This window comes from Streptomyces californicus, from assembly GCF_000717645.1.
Taxonomy (GTDB): Bacteria; Actinomycetota; Actinomycetes; order Streptomycetales; family Streptomycetaceae; genus Streptomyces; species Streptomyces californicus.
Window position 1 is genome coordinate 67176 of the sequence record NZ_JNZZ01000008.1, and the last position, 18641, is coordinate 85816.

General features: G+C 72.3%; 16 protein-coding genes. 8 read left to right on the plus strand and 8 right to left on the minus strand.

Annotation, left to right across the window (positions count from 1 at the left end):
• The first annotated feature begins 219 nt into the window (after positions 1-219).
• Complete coding sequence (locus IF19_RS0112305) at positions 220-903, plus strand: GntR family transcriptional regulator (RefSeq protein WP_030115911.1); 684 nt, start codon at positions 220-222, stop codon at positions 901-903.
• The gene (locus tag IF19_RS0112310) at positions 900-2210 is read left to right on the plus strand and encodes an MFS transporter (RefSeq protein ID WP_030189174.1); all 1311 of its coding nucleotides are present in this window, start codon (positions 900-902) and stop codon (positions 2208-2210) included. Before IF19_RS0112305 ends, IF19_RS0112310 begins: the two co-directional genes overlap by 4 nt.
• A 46-nt stretch (positions 2211-2256) precedes the next feature.
• Here the strand turns inward: IF19_RS0112310 and IF19_RS0112315 are convergent, their stop codons facing one another.
• A complete protein-coding gene (locus IF19_RS0112315) occupies positions 2257-3081 on the minus strand; it encodes a maleylpyruvate isomerase family mycothiol-dependent enzyme (protein ID WP_030115915.1) in 825 nt (274 codons plus the stop codon).
• Positions 3082-3325: 244 nt separating this feature from the next.
• Here IF19_RS0112315 and IF19_RS0112320 point away from each other — a divergent pair, with 244 nt between their 5' ends.
• Positions 3326-4117 (plus strand): carbon-nitrogen family hydrolase, encoded by a 792-nt coding sequence (locus IF19_RS0112320; protein WP_030115916.1) that lies wholly within the window; start codon positions 3326-3328, stop codon positions 4115-4117.
• Positions 4118-4171: 54 nt separating this feature from the next.
• Positions 4172-4576, plus strand: coding sequence for a hypothetical protein (locus tag IF19_RS0112325; protein WP_030115917.1), 405 nt, complete (start codon positions 4172-4174; stop codon positions 4574-4576).
• Between the two features lie 66 nt (positions 4577-4642).
• On the opposite strand, the gene IF19_RS0112330 is transcribed toward IF19_RS0112325, so the two are convergent.
• Entirely contained in the window at positions 4643-5134 is a 492-nt protein-coding gene (locus IF19_RS0112330) for an LURP-one-related/scramblase family protein (RefSeq protein ID WP_030115918.1), read from the minus strand.
• A gap of 64 nt (positions 5135-5198) precedes the next feature.
• Between IF19_RS0112330 and IF19_RS0112335 the strand changes: the two genes are divergently transcribed.
• Positions 5199-7016, plus strand: coding sequence for an NHL domain-containing thioredoxin family protein (locus IF19_RS0112335; RefSeq protein ID WP_030115919.1), 1818 nt, complete (start codon positions 5199-5201; stop codon positions 7014-7016).
• Positions 7017-7224: 208 nt separating this feature from the next.
• Here the strand turns inward: IF19_RS0112335 and IF19_RS0112340 are convergent, their stop codons facing one another.
• From IF19_RS0112340 to IF19_RS0112365, 6 genes are all read right to left on the minus strand, one after another.
• Complete coding sequence (locus IF19_RS0112340) at positions 7225-7980, minus strand: DUF4232 domain-containing protein (protein ID WP_030115920.1); 756 nt, start codon at positions 7978-7980, stop codon at positions 7225-7227.
• 179 nt (positions 7981-8159) lie between these two features.
• Positions 8160-11018, minus strand: a complete 2859-nt coding sequence (locus IF19_RS0112345) for an AfsR/SARP family transcriptional regulator (protein WP_030277023.1) — start codon at positions 11016-11018, stop codon at positions 8160-8162.
• A gap of 150 nt (positions 11019-11168) precedes the next feature.
• On the minus strand, positions 11169-11390 hold the full coding sequence (locus IF19_RS0112350; RefSeq protein ID WP_030115923.1) for a DUF6458 family protein: 222 nt from the start codon (positions 11388-11390) through the stop codon (positions 11169-11171).
• 156 nt (positions 11391-11546) lie between these two features.
• The gene (locus IF19_RS0112355; protein ID WP_030115924.1) at positions 11547-12845 is read right to left on the minus strand and encodes a M18 family aminopeptidase; all 1299 of its coding nucleotides are present in this window, start codon (positions 12843-12845) and stop codon (positions 11547-11549) included.
• A gap of 74 nt (positions 12846-12919) precedes the next feature.
• Positions 12920-13543 (minus strand): Uma2 family endonuclease, encoded by a 624-nt coding sequence (locus tag IF19_RS0112360; protein ID WP_030115925.1) that lies wholly within the window; start codon positions 13541-13543, stop codon positions 12920-12922.
• Between the two features lie 113 nt (positions 13544-13656).
• Positions 13657-15483 carry an acyl-CoA dehydrogenase gene (locus IF19_RS0112365; RefSeq protein WP_030115926.1) on the minus strand — a complete coding sequence of 609 codons (1827 nt, stop codon included), beginning with the start codon at positions 15481-15483 and terminating at the stop codon, positions 13657-13659.
• 165 nt (positions 15484-15648) lie between these two features.
• Here IF19_RS0112365 and IF19_RS0112370 point away from each other — a divergent pair, with 165 nt between their 5' ends.
• From IF19_RS0112370 to IF19_RS0112380, 3 genes are all read left to right on the plus strand, one after another.
• Positions 15649-16116 carry an SseB family protein gene (locus IF19_RS0112370; protein ID WP_030115927.1) on the plus strand — a complete coding sequence of 156 codons (468 nt, stop codon included), beginning with the start codon at positions 15649-15651 and terminating at the stop codon, positions 16114-16116.
• Between the two features lie 299 nt (positions 16117-16415).
• Positions 16416-17372, plus strand: coding sequence for a pirin family protein (locus IF19_RS0112375; protein ID WP_030115928.1), 957 nt, complete (start codon positions 16416-16418; stop codon positions 17370-17372).
• 65 nt (positions 17373-17437) lie between these two features.
• A complete protein-coding gene (locus tag IF19_RS0112380; RefSeq protein WP_030115929.1) occupies positions 17438-18604 on the plus strand; it encodes an AI-2E family transporter in 1167 nt (388 codons plus the stop codon).
• The last annotated feature ends 37 nt before the right edge of the window (positions 18605-18641 follow it).

Consider the following 18641-nt stretch of genomic DNA (forward strand, 5'->3'; position numbering starts at 1 on the left):
CCGTTCGGTCAGGCGTACGAGGAGAGAAGCTCGTCGAGCGTCCGGACGGTGGCCCGGACCCTCCGCCCCCACGTGGATGGCGGCTCGGACCCCGGTCGGGCCCGCCACCTCCGCGGCGGTCGGCGGGAACATCGCGGAGAGGGGCTGGGCGCGATCACCCGGAAGTCCAGAATCCGGACGTCTCTCCTCATGCGTGCATGTTGTATCTATGCTGTGCGCATGCCTGCCGCACCCCCCGCCCCCGCGAAGCCCCCGACCGCCCCGGTCAAGCGTCCTCCCGCCGCCGAGCGGGTCTACACGCACATCAAGGAAGCCGTGCTCGACCGGCGCTACGAGGGTGGGACGCTGCTCACCGAAGGGGATCTGGCGGACGCCGTCGGGGTCTCCCGGACACCGGTGCGCGAGGCGTTGCTGCGGCTGGAGGTCGAGGGGCTGATCAAGCTCTACCCGAAGAAGGGCGCGCTCGTCCTCGCCGTCTCCGCGCAGGAGATCAAGGACGTGGTGGAGACCCGGCTGCTGGTCGAGGAGTTCGCCGCGCGCAGGGCGGTGCCCGCCACCCCGCAGTTGGTCGCCCGGCTGGAGCAGCTCCTGGAGGAGCAGCGGCAGTTGGCGGAGGCCGGTGATCTGGCGGCGGTGGCCGTCAAGGACCGCTGCTTCCACGCGGAGATCGTGAAGCACGCGGGCAACGAGATCCTCTCGCGCCTCTACGACCAGCTGCGCGACCGTCAACTGCGGATGGGTGTCGCGGTGATGGAGGCGCACCCCGGCCGGATCGAGGCCAACGTCACCGAGCACGGCGAGCTGCTGGCCGCGATCCGGGCCGGGGACGCCGAGGGCGCGGCGCTGGTCGTGCGCCGTCACGTCGGCCGGGTGCGGGAGCTGGTGCGGGGTGAGGACCGGTGAGTTCGGCCTCCGCGCCCACCCTGTCGCTGCCCGGCGACCCGCCCGGCGGCCGGCGTGCCGCCTGGATCTGGGGCATCGGGGTCGCCGTCTACTTCGTCGCGATCATCTTCCGTACGAGCCTGGGCGTCGCCGGACTCGACGCCGCCGACCGGTTCGACGTCAACGCCTCCGCGCTCTCCACCTTCTCCATCCTCCAGCTCCTCGTCTACGCGGGCATGCAGATACCCGTGGGGCTGATGGTGGACCGCCTCGGCACCAAGCGGGTCCTCACCATCGGGGCCGTGCTGTTCACCGTCGGACAGCTCGGCTTCGCCCTCTCCCCCTCGTACGGCATGGCGCTGGCCGCCCGCGCCCTGCTCGGCTGCGGCGACGCGATGACGTTCATCAGCGTGCTGCGGCTCGGCAGCCGCTGGTTCCCGGCCCGGCGAGGGCCGCTGATCGGCCAGGTCGCCGCCCTGTTCGGGATGGCGGGCAACCTCGTCTCGACGCTGTTCATCGCGCGGGCGCTGCACAGCTACGGCTGGACCACGACGTTCGTCGGCAGTTCGCTGGCCGGAGTGGTGGTGCTGGTCCCGCTCCTGCTGTTCCTCAAGGACCACCCCGAAGGCCACGAGCCGCCGCCCGCCGAGCACGCCGGGGCCACGTACGTCCGCCGGCAGATCGCCGCCGCCTGGCGGGAGCCCGGGACGCGGCTGGGGATGTGGGTGCACTTCACCACCCAGTTCCCGGCGATGGTGTTCCTGCTGCTGTGGGGGATGCCGTTCCTGGTCGAGGCGCAGGGGCTGAGCCGGGGCACGGCGGGCACGCTGCTCACCCTGGTGGTGCTCTCCAACATGGTGGTGGGGCTCGTCTACGGCCAGATCATCGCCCGTCACCACGAGGCGCGGACCCCGATCGCGCTGGGCACGGTGGCCGCGACCGCCCTGCTCTGGGCCTCCGCGATCCTCTATCCGGCCGAGCACACGCCGATGTGGCTGCTGGTGGTCCTGTGCGTGGTGCTCGGCGCCTGCGGGCCGGCCTCGATGGTCGGCTTCGACTTCGCCCGGCCGGCCAATCCGCCCGAGCGCCAGGGCACGGCGTCGGGGATCGTCAACATGGGCGGTTTCATCGCCTCGATGACCACCCTGCTCGCCGTCGGGGTCCTCCTGGACGCCACGGGCGACAACTACCGCGTCGCGTTCGCCTCGGTCTTCGTCCTGGAGGCGCTCGGCGTCGCCCAGATCCTGCGGCTGCGCCGCCGGGCGGCCCTCAGGGAGCGCGAGCACCACGTGGTGAGCCGCGTGGAGGCCGTGCACGTGCCCGCCTGACCCTCACCCCGGGGCGCGGGCACGTGTCCGTGCGGCGGTGACGGGGTCACGGGGTCACGGCGAAGTTGGCGAGGATCGCGGTGGCCAGCTCCTGGTCGCCCTCGACCTTGATCCGGTCGGCGACGGCCGTGTGCCGGACCCGCCCGCAGGCGAGGCGTACGTACGTCTCCCAGTCCAGCGAGAGGGTGACGGCGGGGCCCAGCGAGGGGGCGCCGTCGATCGAGCCGCGGCCCTCCGCGTCGACCCGTACCGTCCGCAGGAACTCCACCGGGCCGTGCACATCGATGACGACCGCCGAGTTGGGGGGCGCGCCCGCCGACTTGGCGACCACCTTCGGCAGCCCGGCGAGCAGCAGGTCCCGGGTGACCAGGGCGCCGGGGGAGTCCAGGTTGCCCGGCTGCCCAAGGGTGGCGCGCAGGTCCTGTTCGTGCACCCAGACGTCGAAGGCCCGCAGGTTGAGCGCCTTTTCGAGGGTCTGCTCGGTGCCCAGCGGGGCACGGACCACGGCCTCCGGGCTGCGCGACTCGTTGCGGATCTGGCGGGCCCGGCGGATGAGGACGTACTCCAGCTCGGCGAGGATCTCCGGGGACGTGTGGTGGCGCCGGACGTCGACCTGCATCTCCATGTACCGGGCGAAGTCGCTCTGTACGTGGTACAGGTCGCGCGGCAGGGAGTGGATCGGCCGGGGGTCACCGAGCATCTCGCACTCCATGCCGATGACGTGCGACACGATGTCGCGCACCGACCACCCCGGGCAGGGCGTGCGGCGGTTCCACTCGGCTTCGGGAAGGGGCTTCACCAGCTCGGCTATCGCCTCGATGGAGTGGGTCGCGGCGTCGGTGTAGGTCTGGAGGCTGGGATGGACGGTCACGGGACCCCTCGTGGCGGTTCTGCGGTGCGTGGGCTGGAGAGTGCGGGGAGTGCGGGCGAGTGGGCGGGCGCTGTCGGCACTGTCGGCGGGGCGGAGAGGTGCGGGCGGCTGGGGGGCGGGAGGTTCGGTGGCTGAGCCGGGAGGCTCGGTGGCTAAGTTACGCTGCGGGCAGGCACCCCGGCAGTGCTTTCGTGTGACGATCGTAGGCCCGTGTTGACGGCTCGAATGCCAGGACGGTGGTAGTGTGCGCGCCTCCCTCATCCAGATCGCGGTGGACCCGGACGAATCCGTCAAGGACCGCAGAGCGCGAGCGGCCGCTCTGGTGGTCGCTCAGAGCGGTTCTGACCTGGTAGTTCTCCCTGAGCTGTGGCCGGTCGGGGCGTTCGCCTACACCGCGTTCGAGGCGGAGGCGGAGCCGCTGGAGGGCCCCACGCACCAGGTGATGGCGAAGGCCGCCGCCGAGGCCGGTGTCTGGCTGCACGCCGGCTCCTTCGTCGAACGGACGGACGACGGCACCCTGTTCAACACCAGCCTGGTCTTCTCGCCCGAGGGCGAGCGCGCGGCCTTCTACCGCAAGATCCACCGCTTCGGCTTCGACCAGGGCGAGGCGGTGATGATGGGCGCGGGCGAGGAGTTGGTGACGGTCGCGCTGCCGGACACCACGCTGGGCCTCGCGACCTGTTACGACCTCCGCTTCCCCGAGCAGTTCCGGGGGCTCGTCGACGCGGGGGCCGAGACACTGGTCGTCGCGGCGGGCTGGCCCGAACGCCGGCGCTCCCACTGGACGCTGCTGGCCCAGGCCCGTGCCGTGGAGAACCAGGCGTACGTCCTCGCCGTCGGGACGGCGGGCACGCACGCCGACGTCCCGCAGGCGGGCCACAGCATCGTCGTCGACCCCTGGGGCGAGGTGCTGGCCGAGGCGGGTGCGGACGAGGAGATCTTGACGGTCGAGCTGGACGCGGAGAAGGTGCGGACGACCCGGGAGCAGTTCCCCGCCCTCAAGGGCCGCCGCCTGGGGCTCGCTTCGCCGCTCTGACCGCGTTCGGAATCCTCTGTCCGCGTTCGGGGCGTCCGCTCTACAGTGAGCGCCGTGACCGAACCGGACGGCGCCCCCTCGACGTTGCTCCGTGGCACGGCGGTCTTCGCCGCCTGTGCCACGGCCGTGCTCTACCTGCTCGGCCTGCTCCTGACCGGCTTCGCGGTCAGCGAGGTCGGGTCCGGGGCGGACTCGACGCCCATGCACCAGTGCCGTTCCACCCCCGACCGTCCGGAGGGCGCGACGGTGGAGACGCACGACGTGCGGTACCTCCCCGTGGGCGTCCGGTGCCGCACCACCGACGGCCGGGAGTTCGACAGCGGCGTCGTGCCCGCCTGGCTCAACCCCGCCCTCGCCGTCTCCTTCGCGGCCACCGTCGTCCTCACGGCGGCGGCCTTCGTCCAGGCGGACCGGCGGGCGGCCGCGCGACAGCGGACGGCCGTGCGGCAGCCGGGATGAGACCGGACGGGGCCCGGGGGCCATCGGCGCGCTGTTTCACGTGAAACAACGCGGCCGGGCGGGCGCTCAGCCCCCGTTGTCCTTGTCGGCCAGCACGATCACGCACATCGCGACGGCGATGAGCAGCGCGGTGTCCGCGTCGTCCCGGACGACGTCGATGCCGTACGTGTCCCGGAGGGTCAGCCAGCGGCGCGAGATCTGGGCCAGCAGTTCGCCGTCGTACTCGATGGCGAACTCGCGGTCCAGGATCTTGCCGCTGACGTCCAGCTCCGTACCGTCCACCAGCGCCACGCGGTAGTGGTTGCGGAGCAGCGACAGCCGCTTCCGCTTGACCGTGGCCAGCTCCTCGCCGCCCCGCTCGATGAGCATCGTGCCGCGCAGGCTGATGAGCTTCTGCCGCAGCTCGACCAGGATCCGGCCGTCCGCGTCCTTCAGCTCGAAGGTGTCACGCAGCCGCATCGCCTTCCCGTCGACCAGGAAGACCTTGCGGCCCGCGTCGTCCTCGATCCAGTAGTCGTCACCGATGGCGAACATCCGCTCACGCACGAGAAGTCTCATGGGGCACAGGTTCCCCCGGGCCCCGGCGGAATGCGCGCAGGCGATCAGGGTGTTGACTGGTGACATGGCAACACGTGCACGCGTCCGCGCCCCCGAACTCATCGGCAAGGGCGGCTGGCTCAATACAGGCGACCAGCAGTACACCCTCGCTGACCTGCGAGGACGTATCGTCATCCTCGATTTCTGGACGTTCTGCTGCGTGAACTGTCTGCATGTTCTGGACGAGCTGCGCGAGCTGGAGGAGAAGCACCGCGACACCGTGGTGATCATCGGGGTCCACTCGCCGAAGTTCGTCCACGAGGCCGAGCACCAGGCCGTCGTCGACGCCGTCGAGCGCTACGAGGTCCACCACCCCGTCCTCGACGATCCCGAACTGGCCACATGGAAGCAGTACGCGGTCCGCGCCTGGCCGACGCTCGTCGTGATCGACCCCGAGGGCTATGTCGTCGCCCAGCACGCGGGCGAGGGCCACGCGCACGCCATCGAGAAGCTCGTCCAGGAGTTGGAGGACGAGCACGGGGCCAAGGGGACGCTGCGCCGGGGCGACGGCCCCTACGTCGCGCCCGAGCCGGTCGCCACCCACCTGCGCTTCCCCGGCAAGGCGCTGCTGCTGCCGGACGGCGGCGTTCTGGTCTCCGACACCACCCGTCACCGCCTGGTCGAGCTGGACGCGGACGGCGAGACCGTACGGCGCCACTTCGGCACCGGGGAGCGCGGACTGCGCGACGGCGGCCCGGACGAGGCCCGGTTCAGCGAACCGCAGGGCCTCGCCGTGCTCCCGGACGGCCGGATCGCCGTCGCGGACACCGTCAACCACGCGATCCGCGCCCTCGACCTCACGACCGGGGTGACCGGCACCCTCGCCGGAACCGGCCGCCAGTGGTGGCAGGGGACCCCGACCAGCGGCCCGGCACGCGAGGTGGACCTCTCCTCGCCGTGGGACATCGCCTGGTTCGGCGACCGGCTGTGGATCGCCATGGCGGGCGTGCACCAGCTGTGGACGTACGACCCGGAGAGCGCGACCGTGCGCGTCGCCGCCGGGACCACCAACGAGGGCCTGGTCGACGGGCCGGCCGCCGACGCCTGGTTCGCCCAGCCGTCCGGGCTCGCCGTCTCCGCGGACGGGGAACGGCTCTGGGTGGCCGACTCGGAGACCTCCGCCCTGCGCTGGGTCGACCGCGACGAGCACGTGCGCACCGCCGTCGGCGAGGGCCTCTTCGACTTCGGCCACCGCGACGGAGCGGCCAGTCAGGCGCTGCTCCAGCACCCGCTCGGCGTCACCGCGCTGCCCGACGGGTCCGTGGCGATCAGCGACACGTACAACCACGCCCTGCGCCGGTACGATCCGGCGTCCGGCGAGGTCACCACGCTGGCCACCGACGTCCGCGAGCCGAGCGACGCGGTGCTCGTCGACGGCGATCTCGTCGTCGTCGAGTCGGCCCGCCACCGGCTGACCAGGCTCCGGCTGCCCGAGGAGGCGGTCCGGGTCGCCGACCGGGCGCACCGCACCCGGCGGGCCGCCACCGAGATCGCCCCGGGCGCCCTCCGCCTCGACGTGGTCTTCGAGGCGCCCGCGGGGCAGAAACTGGACACCCGCTACGGCCCCTCGACCCGGCTGCTGGTCTCCGCGACGCCGCCGGAGCTGCTGGCGGAGGGCTCGGGCACGGGCACCGACCTGGGGCGTGACCTGGTGCTCGCGGACGGGGTCGCCGAGGGCGTGCTGCACGTCTCCGCGATGGCCGCGTCCTGCGACGACGACCCGGCCAACGAGTACCCGGCCTGCCATGTGCACCAGCAGGACTGGGGCGTACCCGTCCGGGTCACGGCGGACGGCGAGCCCCGGCTGGCCCTGGTGCTGGCCGGGATGGACTCCCCCTCCTGAGAGGGGCGGCGCACGGTCCTGGCGGAGACGGTGCACAGTCCTGATGGAGACGGCGCACGGCTCTGACGGATACGGCGCACGGTCTCCTGAAGGACGACGAACGGGAACGGCCGAGCCCGGGGGACGGAGGCTCGGACGTTCCCGTTCCGTCCGTCCGCGCTCCTCGGCCGGACGGGTGCCGCGCGTGTCCGGCTGATCGCGCGGCGGCTCAGAACTCGTCGGCGCCGTTGCGCAGCTCGGTGGTCCAGTAGCCGGTGGCCCACTTCTGCGGGTTGACGGACAGCCCCTCGGCGACCGGGGACTTCACGACCGCCATGCCGCCGCCGTTGGCCTTCAGCGTGACGGTGAACTCCTTCACCGTCTCGGTGTTCTCCTTGCGGCCGCCCTCGGACATGCGCACCGCGACATACGCGGACTGGCCGGGCTCCAGGACCACCGGGGACGCCGGCTTGCTCTTGGCGACGGGCGGGACGATGCCCCGGGCGTTGTCCAGGAAGTGGATGTGCGGGTACTCCTTCATCTCGCAGCTCGCGCCGGAGGTGTTCTTCGCGGACAGCGTGAGGTGGGTGTAGGGCGGGCCGTCCTGGCGCTCGGCGGTGATCTTCAGACCCTTCGCCGTGCAGAGGGGGGTGCCCGCCTTGGCGGCCTTGGTGCCGCTGCCGCTCTGCGCGCTCTCGCCCTGGCCGCCGCCCTGCTGCGAGGCCCCCTGGCCCTGACCCTGGCCCTTGCCGCCGCTCTGCTCCGCCGCGCCCTCGCCGCCGCTCTGCGTCTCGCCGCCCTGCTCCTTGTCACCGCTCTGCGCGACCGGGGTCGTGGACGTCGAGGACGCCGCGGAGGCGGTGCGGTCCGTCGGGCCGGCGGACTTGGTGCCACCGTCGTCGCCGCCGCACGCGGTGAGCGAGAGGGCGAGGGCGGCGGTGGCCGCGGAGACGAGTACGGCGGTGCGGTTGCGGTAGGTGCGCATGACGAGTTCCCCGACGCGAGGGGCCGCCTCCGCTTATTCCAGCGGTGAAGCGGCCGGTGAGCTGCTGACAGGAAGAAGTCTGCGCGGCCCCGCTCACGTTCCGGTGGCGTCCCACTGACGTTCGGCTGACGCGCCCGAACGCCCCTCTCCCCGCCGTCCCCCGCTCTCGGCGGCGCGGCTCAGGGCGCGGTGGCGAGGCGGAGCGCGGACCGCTCGTGGCGTACGCGGTAGGACGGCTCCGCCGTGGTGCGCACCAGGACCTCCAGCGCCCGCACCGCCCCCTCGTCGTAGCCGGCGTCCTCCGCTTCCCGCGCCGCCCGGTCCAGCAGCCGGACGCCGTCGTCCTCCTGGCCCAGCGCCAGGTGCGCCTCGCCGCAGATCGCCAGCAGCAGCGACCGGCGTGCCGCCTCCTCGTGCTCGGGGCCCAGGTCGAGCGCGGTCCGCGCATGGGCCAGCGCCTCCTCGGGGCGGCGCGCGGTGAGCCGCATCCGGGCCAGGTGCTGGAGCGCGAGCATCTCGGTGTGCCGGTCCTCCTCCCGGCGGGCCAGCTCCACGGCGCGGGCGCAGTTCTCCGTCGCGGCCGGCAGCTCGCCCAGCTCGGCCCGGACGACCGCCAGGTTGATCAGCGCGGTCGCCTCGCCCAGCGGATCCCCGGCCTCCCGGGCGAGCCGGGGCGAGTGCTCCAGGAGGGCGGCGGCCTCGGCCGCCCGGCCCTCCTCCGTCAGCACCCAGCCGAGCAGCGTGAGCACCCTCGACTCGGCGTACGCGTCCTTGCCCGCGCGGGCCGATTCCAGCGCCAGCTCCAGCAGCGGCGTCCAGTTGTCCCTCACCCGCCACACCACCTGCGGCCACTGGAGCAGGATGATCCGCCAGGCCCGGTCCTCCAGCCCGGCGTCCCGTGCCGCCTGGGCGGCGAGCGCCAGATTCTCCCGCTCGGCGGACAGCCAGCGCATCGCCTCCGCGCGGTCGGCGAAGTCCCGTACGGCGGCGGGCCGGCGGAAGCCGTCCGGGAGCACGAAGCAGGGTTCGCCGCCGGGCTCGGCCGTGTCGGCGGCGGCGAGCGCCGTGGCGATGCCGTGGTCGAGGACGCCGACGAGGGCCTCGCGCGCGGCGGCCGGGTCGAGGCCCCGGGCGTAGAGGCGCACCAGGTCGTGCAGGACCCACCGGCCCGGGGCGGTCTCGGAGACGAGGTGGGCGGCGGCGAGCCGCTCCAGCGCGGCCGCCGCGGCCACCGGGTCCGTCCCCGCCAGCGCGGCCGCCGCATACGGGTCGACATGGCCGCCGGGATGGTGGCCGAGGCGGGCGAACTGGTGGACGGCGTCCGGCGGCAGGTGCTGGACGGTCAGCCGCAGCGCCGCCGCGACGCCCGTGTCGTCCACGTCGAGGAACGCCAGCCGGCCGCGCTCGTCGGCCAGTTCGTCGGCGAGGGCCGCCAGCGTCCATTGCGGCCGCCCCGCAAGCCGGGCCGCGGTGACGCGCAGCGCGAGCGGCAGCCCGCCGCAGAGCTCGGCGAGCCGCCTGGCCGCCACCGGTTCGGCGAGCACCCGCTCCTCCCCCAGCACCCCGGCGAGCAGCGCCGTGCCGTCGTCGGCCTCCAGCGTGTCCAGGGGTACGGGGCGGGCGGCGTCCGAGGCGATCAGCCCTTCCAGCCGGTGCCGGCTCGTCACGAGCGTGACGCAGTCCGTGCCGCCCGGGAGCAGTGCGCGGACGGTGGCGGAGTCGCGGGCGTTGTCGAGGACCACCAGCAGCCGGCGCCGGCCGGTCAGCGAGCGGAAGAGCGCGGCGGCGGCCGGGGCGGACTCCGGGACCCGGCGCGGCGGGACGCCGAGCGCCAGCAGGAACTCCCGCAGGACGTCGATCTGCGCGGGCTCGCCGGCCTCGCTGAACCCGCGCAGATCGGCGAAGAGCCGCCCGTCGGGGAAGAGCGCCTCGTTGCGGTGCGCCCACTGGAGCGCCAGGGCGGTCTTGCCGACCCCGGCAGGCCCGGTGACCAGGCAGACGGGAGACTCGCCCGCCGCCGCCCGGGTGAGCGCGGCCAGCTCCGCGGTGCGCCCCTGGAAGCCGCGGGGGGCCCGGGGGAGCAGGTCGACGGGGAGCGGATCGGCGGGGTGCACGGCGGGCTGCGCCGAGGACGGAGGACGCCGTACGACGGGGGGCGCCCCAGCCGCGTCGCCCGCGACCGGCGGCTCTGCGACGGGTACGGCGCCGACCTCGGTGGAGGCGGGAGACGCGGTGGAGGGGACCGCCGGGCCGGAGGAGACCCTCGCACGGGCGGCCGGGGCGGCGACCGCAGGCCCCGGATCGCCGCGCAGGATCAGCGCGTACGCGTCGGCCAGCTTGGGCCCGGGGTCGATACCCAGCTCGTCGGCGAGGAGCCGCCGCGTCCGGTGGAACCGGTCCAGGGCCTCCGACTGGCGTCCCGCCCGGTACAGCGCCAGCATCAGCTCCGCGGCCAGCGACTCGCGCAGCGGGTGCGCCGCCGTCTCGGCCGACAGCAGGGCCGCCGCCCGGTGGTGCTCGCCGAGCGTCCCGTACGTACGGGCCAGCAGCTCGACCGTCGCCAGCCGCGACTCCTCCAGGGAGTGCGCGGCCGCCTTCAGCGGCGGCCCGGCGAACGCCCCGCTGAGCGCCGGGCCCTGCCAGAGCGACAGCGCCTCCTTCAGCATCAGCACGGTGTCACCCGGGCTGCGCTGCTCCCGCGCCAGCATCAGCAGTTCCTCGAACCGCTGCGCGTCCACCAGTGTCTCGGGCGCCCGGAGCACATAGGCGTCACCGAGGGTGGCCAGCTCGACCCCGTAGGCCTCCGCGTCCGCGCCCACCAGCAGGGCGCGCAGCCGCGACACATGGCCCTGGATGACCCCACGGGCCTGCGACGGCGGGGTGTCGTCCCACAGGGAGTCCGTCAGCCGACCGACCGAGACCGGAGTGTTGGCGGACAGCAGAAGCGCCGCGAGCAGGCTGCGGCGTTTGGCCGGGCCCAGGGGCAGTGGTCCGGTGTACGTCTCGACGGCGACCGTACCGAGCAGCCGGAACTCCACGAAACGGTTCCTCTTCCGGTCAGGGCGCACCCACGGTGGGGGCGCGGGATCCTTCCCAGAATATCGGGGGCTCCGCAGGTCCGGTGCCGGGCCGCCGGGCCCGGCGGCGACGTCCGGCCCGTCGTCCGGGCCGCTCGTCGCCGCGGGTCGTCAGTGGTAGCGCTGTTCGTCGTCCGCGACGACGGTGGTGGTGGGCGGCACGACCATCCGGCGGCGCCGCGCGATGCTCATGTACACGAAGACCCCGACGAGGCCGACGAGCATCATGATCCATCCGACCAGGTCGACGTTGACCGAGTCGACCTGCCAGTCGGTGGCGAACGCCAGGATCGCGCCGACACCGATCAGGAGAATGCATCCTCCGAGTCCCATGACTTCCGCCTCCTCGACCGCCCGGTGAGTCCGGGCCGGTGTACGGATCGCGTACCCGGCCCGGCAACAACCATGTGCGCGAGGGCGGTTGGACGTTCCCAACCGCGTGGGAGGCGGCGGCCGGAGCGTGCTCCGGGCAGGTCGGGCGTCCTTGGGTCAGCCGGCGAGGAACGCGGTCAGCGCGTTCGCCAGCAGATACGGGTCGTCCGCGCCGCACAGCTCACGGGCGCTGTGCATCGAGAGGATCGCCACGCCGATGTCCACGGTCTGGATGCCGTGCCGGGCGGCGGTGATCGGGCCGATCGTGGTGCCGCAGGGCATCGCGTTGTTGGACACGAAGCTCTGCCAGGGCACGCCCGCCTTCTCGCAGGCGGCGGCGAACACCGCGCGACCGCTGCCGTCGGTGGCGTACCGCATGTTGACGTTGACCTTGAGGATCGGCCCGCCGTTGGCGACCGGGTGGTGCGTCGGGTCGTGGCGCTCGGCGTAGTTCGGGTGCACGGCGTGACCGGTGTCGGAGGAGAGGCAGACCGTGCCGGCGAAGGCGCGGGCGCGGTCCTCGTACGTGCCGCCGCGCGCGAACACCGAGCGCTCCAGCACCGAGCCCAGCAGCGGCCCGTCCGCACCGGTGTCGGACTGCGAGCCGTTCTCCTCGTGGTCGAAGGCGGCGAGCACCGGGATGTACGGGATGTCGGCGTCGTCCTGTGCGGCGACGGCGGCCAGGGCGGCGGTCGCGGCGTGCACCGAGAGCAGGTTGTCCATCCGGGGACCGGCCACCAGCTCGCGGTCCCGGCCCAGGTAGGAGGGCGGCTCGATGGCGTGCGGCATCAGGTCCCAGCCGGTGACGTCCTCCGCGGCGACGCCCGCCTCCTCGGCGACGAACCGGATCAGGTCGCCCTCCTCGACGTCGCCGAGCCCCCAGATCGGCTGCATGTGCTTCTGCCGGTCGAGCTTGAGCCCGTCGGTGTTGGCGGACCGGTCCAGGTGCACGGCCAGTTGCGGTACGCGCAGCAGCGCCCGGTCGATGTTGACCAGCCGGTGGGTGCCGTCGCGCAGCGAGATCCGCCCGGCCAGGCCCAGGTCCCGGTCGAGCCAGGTGTTCAGCAGAGTGCCGCCGTAGACCTCCACGGCGATCTGGCGCCAGCCGTGCGCCCCGGTGTCGGGCAGCGGCTTGACCCGCAGGTTGGGGGAGTCGGTGTGCGCACCGGCGATGCGGAACGGCGTGTGGGCCCCGGCGCCCTCCGGCACGTACCAGGCGACGATGGCCCCGCCGCGCAGCACGTACTTCCCCCCGGCCGACGCGTCCCAGGCGGCGGTCTCCTCGACCTGCCGGAACCCGGCCTCCTCCAGCCGGGCGGCGGCGTTCGCCACGGCGTGGTACGGGGACGGGCTGGCCGCCAGGTAGGACATCAGGTCATCGGTGTGGGCGCGGTCGAATCGTTGAGGGGAACTCATGTTCTTCACTGTAACGAGGACGCGGAGTCCGGTATCCGGTGACCACGGGGTCGGCGGGGCGGCGGGTCCCCGCTCTACAACTCGTCGATCGCCGTCAGGTCGATGTCGATGTCGTACGGGGCGGAGAGCTTGAGCCGGTCGTGGTGGACGCCGGTGGAGACGTACGTCTTGTTGACCGGGTCGAGCTCGTAGGTGATGACCATGGGGCGGTCGTTCTCGCCGGCCATCTCGACCAGCCAGAAGTGCTGGATGCCCGCCGCCGCGTACTTGTGCGGTTTGGTGTCCCGGTCGCGGTCCTCGGAGTCGGGGGAGACGACCTCGACGGCGAGGAGGACGTCGGCGGCCTGGTAGCGGGTCTGGCGGCGGCCCTGGATCGCTTCTGCCTTGACCACGACGACATCGGGTTCCGGGGCGTTCCGCCTGCCGAGCACGACCGCCATCTCGCGGCGCACGCGCAGGTCGTTCGGCACGTGCTGCCGCAGCCCCTGCTCCAGCAGATACATCGCCAGCGTGTGGAAGTCTCGCTGCGGACTCACGAAGACCAGGCTCCCGTCGATCAGCTCGGTGTGCGGCGGGAGGTCAAGCGTGAAGAATTCGTCCACGGTGTAGCCGTCCGCGGGCGGGACCGGCCACTTGGAGCCGTCCGACTGACGGTGCGGCGATTCGGGCAGTGCCTCGGCGGTCATGGTTCCTCCCATGGACGGGATTCTGGGCCGTGCACTCAGCGTACCCAGCTGATACGACCGCGCCGCCACTCGAAGGAATTCCGAGCGGCGGCGCCGGTTGACGTACGGAGCGGGGGAGCGAGGCCCTAGAAGGCGGCCTCGTCCAGCTCCATCAGCGAGTTGTCGATCGACTCGGCGAGCGCGCGCTCGGTCGAGACGCCCGGCAGGACGTTGGCGGCGAAGAACTTCGCGGCGGCGATCTTGCCCTGGTAGAACGCGGTGTCCTTGGCGGAGGCGGTCCGCAGCTTCTCGGCGGCGACGGCCGCGCCCTTGAGCAGCAGGTAGCCGACGACGACGTCGCCGGACGCCATCAGCAGGCGGGTGGTGTTGAGGCCCACCTTGTAGATGTTCTTGACGTCCTCGCCGGTCGCGGTGAGGTCGGTGATCATCGCGCCGACGATCGCCTCCAGGTCCACGGCGGCCTTCGCCAGCGAGTCCAGCGCCGGGGCGAGCTCCTCGTTGCCCTGGGCCTCCGCGAGGAACTTCTTGATCTCCTCGGAGAGCGTGTTGAGCGAGGCGCCCTGGTCGCGGACGATCTTCCGGAAGAAGAAGTCCTGGCCCTGGATCGCCGTGGTGCCCTCGTAGAGGGTGTCGATCTTGGCGTCCCGGATGTACTGCTCGACCGGGTACTCCTGGAGGTAGCCGGAGCCGCCGAACGTCTGGAGCGACTGCGCGAGCTGCTCGTAGGACTTCTCGGAACCGTAGCCCTTCACGATCGGCAGCAGCAGGTCGTTGAGGCCGATCAGCGCCTTGGCGTCCTCGCCCGCGGCCTCCTTCTCCTGGATCGCGTCCTGGACGGCGGCCGTGTACAGCACGAGGGAGCGCATGCCCTCGGCGTACGCCTTCTGCGTCATGAGCGAGCGGCGCACGTCCGGGTGGTGCGTGATGGTGACCTTGGGCGCGGTCTTGTCCATGAAGTTCGCCAGGTCCGGACCCTGGACGCGCTCCTTGGCGTACTCCAGCGCGTTCAGGTAGCCCGTGGAGAGGGTGGCGATGGCCTTCGTGCCGACCATCATGCGGGCGAACTCGATGATGCGGAACATCTGGCGGATGCCGTCGTGCTTGTCGCCGATCAGCCAGCCCTTGGCGGGGTGCTGGTCGCCGAACGTCATCTCGCAGGTGTTGGACGCCTTGAGGCCCATCTTGTGCTCGACGTTCGTCGCGTACACGCCGTTGCGCTCGCCCAGCTCGCCGGTGGTCCAGTCGAAGTGGAACTTCGGGACCATGAAGAGGGAGAGGCCCTTGGTGCCCGGTCCGGCGCCCTCGGGGCGGGCCAGCACGTAGTGGAGGATGTTCTCGGACATGTCGTGCTCGCCCGAGGTGATGAAGCGCTTCACGCCCTCGATGTGCCAGGAGCCGTCCTCCTGCCGCACGGCCTTCGTCCGGCCGGCGCCGACGTCCGAGCCGGCGTCCGGCTCGGTCAGCACCATCGTCGAGCCCCACTGCTTCTCGACGGCGATCTCCGCGATCTTCTTCTGCTCCTCGTTGCCCTCCTCGAAGAGGATGCCGGCGAAGGCCGGGCCGGAGGAGTACATCCACACGGCCGGGTTCGAGCCGAGGAGCAGCTCCGCGTAGCCCCAGATCAGGGAGCGGGGGGAGGTCGTGCCGCCGATCTCCTCCGGCAGGCCGAGGCGCCAGTACTCGGAGTCCATGAACGCCTGGTACGACTTACGGAAGCTCGCCGGGACCGGGGCGGTTTTGGTCTCCGGGTCGAAGACCGGCGGGTTGCGGTCGGCGTCGGCGTAGGAGTCGGCGAGCTCGTTCTCGGCGAGGCGCGCGATCTCTTCCAGGATGCTCTTCGCGGTGTCGACGTCCATCTCACCGAACGGACCGGTGCCGTACACCTTGTCGCGCCCGAGGACCTCGAAGAGGTTGAACTCGATGTCGCGGAGATTCGACTTGTAGTGCCCCATGGGAAGGCTCCGTAATCAATAGCAGTGGCGCGCAGCGCCCCGGGGAGATGCGGGTCGGGCGACAGGCAGGCATGGGTCGATCAGCTGACCTCTCCGATAATGCTACCCGTCAGTAATAAGGCGCAACCCCTCAAGCCGTAGATGTGTCCGATTACTCTTTGCGGCATGTACGGCTACGACCAGAACCCTGGTGCTCAGCAGCAGATGGGTCAGATGGGCCAGATGGGTCAGATGGGCGGCGGCTACGGGGAGCAGCCGCTGTATCCGGAACCGTCGCCGCCCTCCCTGGCCGACGCGGTACGGGCCTTCACCACCGGCTCCCTCGCCGCCGAGGACTTCCAGCAGATCTTCGCGACGTCGAAGGTCTACTGCCCGCGCGGCGACAACCCCGGCTTCCTGGCGCTGCACAACACGCAGCAGCCGGTGATCCCGATGTTCACCACGCTCAAGGAGCTGCGGCGGTACGCGGGCAAGGAGTCCAAGTACTTCGTGATCACCGGGGCCGAGGTGATCGATCTGCTGCCGACGGGGTACGGCTTCGTCCTCGACATGGAGGGCGACCATCGCATGGTCTTCGACGCCAAGGCCGTCGAGCAGATGGTCGACTTCGCGATGCGCCGGATGTACGGGTAGCCGGTCGCCGCCGCGGGTCGTCGGCCCGCTGTTCCCGTGTACGTGTGAGGGTCCGCGCCGAAGGCGGTGCGGGCCCTTTTCGCTGTGCGAGCCCCTTCTGCTGTGCGGCGACCGGCGGTCCTGTCGCCGTGGGGGGCTGGCGGTCCTGCGGGGTGGGACAGCGCGGATCGGCTGGGGGGTGGGGCGTTGCGTCGAGGCGTGGGCCGGTCGCGTCGGCGGTGCGGGAATGCGTGGCGCCTTGCGAGATGTTCACTGTTCAACTAAATTGATCGCAGAACACTCGCCCGGAGGTGGCTCCCATGCCCGCAGTGACCGTCGACAACCCGCTGACCCTGCCCAAGGTGGCCGCTCAGGGTGACGCCGCGGCCCGGCCCGTGCTCGCCGTCACGACCGCGCCGAGCGGATTCGAGGGCGAGGGCTTCCCCGTCCGCCGCGCCTTCGCGGGCATCAACTACCGGCACCTCGACCCGTTCATCATGATGGACCAGATGGGTGAGGTGGAGTACCAGCCCGGGGAGCCCAAGGGCACCCCGTGGCACCCGCACCGCGGCTTCGAGACCGTGACGTACCTGATCGACGGGACCTTCATTCACCAGGACTCCAACGGCGGCGGCGGCACGATCGAGAACGGCGACACCCAGTGGATGACCGCCGGCTCGGGACTGCTGCACATCGAGGCTCCGCCGGAGTCGCTGGTCATGTCCGGCGGCCTCTTCCACGGCCTCCAGCTCTGGGTGAACCTGCCCAAGGCCGACAAGATGATGAACCCCCGCTACCAGGACATCCGCGGCGGCGAGGTCCAGCTCCTCGCCTCGCCCGACGGCGGCGCGCTGCTGCGGGTCATCGCGGGTGAGCTGGACGGCCACCAGGGCCCCGGCATCACGCACACCCCGATCACGATGATCCACGCCACCGTCCGGCCCGGCGCCGAGGTGACCCTGCCGTGGCGCGAGGACTTCAACGGCCTCGCGTACGTCCTGGCCGGACGCGGCACCGTCGGTGCGGAGCGCCGTCCGATCGCGATGGGCCAGACCGCGGTGTTCGGGACCGGCGGATCGCTGACCGTCCGCGCGGACGAGCGTCAGGACGGCCACACCCCGGATCTGGAGGTCGTGCTGCTCGGCGGCCGTCCGATCCGTGAGCCGATGGCGCACTACGGGCCGTTCGTGATGAACAGCCAGGCCGAGCTGAAGCAGGCGTTCGAGGACTTCCAGGCCGGACGGCTCGGCACGGTCCCGGCGGTCCACGGCATGTGACGAGACGTCACCCGTACGGGGTGCGTCGGCGGGCCCGCCGACGCACCCCGTGATCGTGTGGGCAGGTGCCCGCGCCTCAGACCGTCCTCCCCGAGAACGCCCGCAGGGCGGCCGCCTGGTGCGGTGTCGTCCTGCTCGTCGTGGGCGTGGCCGCGGTCGTGGTCTGGCTGGTCGTCGTCCTGAAGACGGCGGTCACCCCGGTGCTGCTGGCGCTGCTCGGCACCGCCCTGCTCGGGCCCGTCCACCGGTGGCTGATCGCCCGCAGGCTGAACCGGTCGCTGGCCGCCGGGCTGACCTGCGCGGCCCTGGTCGCGGTGGTCGGCGGCGCCGGGTACATCGTGGTCACCGCCCTCATCGACTCCGGCGACCAGATCGTCGCCTCGCTGAAGGACGCCGGCCAGTGGATCGTCGACCATCTGGAGATCGGCGGGACCACGGACGTCGACGACCTGGCCGACAACGCGAAGAGCCTGGTGGTGAAGTTCGGGGCGAGCGCGGCGGGCGGTCTGCTCAGCGGCATCAGCCTGATCGGTTCGCTGGTGGCGACGAGCGTGCTGGCCCTGCTGCTGACCTTCTTCTTCCTGCGCGACTCCGACCGGGCCGTGCACCTGGCCCACACGGTCGCGCCGCGCGGCACGGGGGACCTGGTCGAGGCGATGGGGCGGCGGGCGTTCGAGGCCGTCGAGGGCTTCATGCGCGGCACCACGTTCATCGCCCTGATCGACGCGGTGTGCATCACGGTGGGCCTGCTGGTCCTGGACGTCCCCGGCGCGGTGGGGCTGGGCGCGCTCGTGTTCGTCGGCGCGTACATCCCGTACCTCGGGGCGTTCATCTCGGGTGCGGTGGCCGTGCTGGTGGCGCTCGCCGACCGGGGGTTCGTGACCGCGCTGTGGGCCCTGGGGGTGGTGCTCGCCGTCCAGGTACTGGAGGGCCATGTGCTGCAGCCGATGATCCAGAGCCGCACGGTCCAGATGCATCCGGCCATGGTCATGGTCGCGCTGACGGCCGGAGCGAGCGTGGCGGGCCTGCTCGGCATGCTGCTGGCGGTGCCGCTGTGCGCGGCGGCCTTCGGCATCCTGGCGGAGCTGCGCGAGGGCCGCGCTCCGGACGGCGGCGACGCGTCGAGCCCGGGCGGCGGCCGTCCTCCGGGCGCGGACGGCGGCGGCTCCGGCCCGTCCGGCGGCCGTCCTCCGAGTCCGTCCGGCGGCGAGCCCGGCCCGTCCGGCGCTTGAGGGCGGACACACCCGCCCCGGCGGCCCCCCCCTCAGG

Bases quoted from the DNA above. Each gene is read 5' to 3' on its own strand.
- IF19_RS0112375 (WP_030115928.1), top strand. From the start codon at position 16,416: ATGCCCGCAGTGACCGTCGACAACCCGCTGACCCTGCCCAAGGTGGCC.
- IF19_RS0112305 (WP_030115911.1), top strand. From the start codon at position 220: ATGCCTGCCGCACCCCCCGCCCCCGCGAAGCCCCCGACCGCCCCGGTC.
- IF19_RS0112350 (WP_030115923.1), bottom strand. From the start codon at position 11,390: ATGGGACTCGGAGGATGCATTCTCCTGATCGGTGTCGGCGCGATCCTG.
- IF19_RS0112335 (WP_030115919.1), top strand. From the start codon at position 5,199: ATGGCAACACGTGCACGCGTCCGCGCCCCCGAACTCATCGGCAAGGGC.
- IF19_RS0112340 (WP_030115920.1), bottom strand. From the start codon at position 7,980: ATGCGCACCTACCGCAACCGCACCGCCGTACTCGTCTCCGCGGCCACC.
- IF19_RS0112330 (WP_030115918.1), bottom strand. From the start codon at position 5,134: ATGAGACTTCTCGTGCGTGAGCGGATGTTCGCCATCGGTGACGACTAC.
- IF19_RS0112360 (WP_030115925.1), bottom strand. From the start codon at position 13,543: ATGGGAGGAACCATGACCGCCGAGGCACTGCCCGAATCGCCGCACCGT.
- IF19_RS0112365 (WP_030115926.1), bottom strand. From the start codon at position 15,483: ATGGGGCACTACAAGTCGAATCTCCGCGACATCGAGTTCAACCTCTTC.
- IF19_RS0112370 (WP_030115927.1), top strand. From the start codon at position 15,649: ATGTACGGCTACGACCAGAACCCTGGTGCTCAGCAGCAGATGGGTCAG.
- IF19_RS0112355 (WP_030115924.1), bottom strand. From the start codon at position 12,845: ATGAGTTCCCCTCAACGATTCGACCGCGCCCACACCGATGACCTGATG.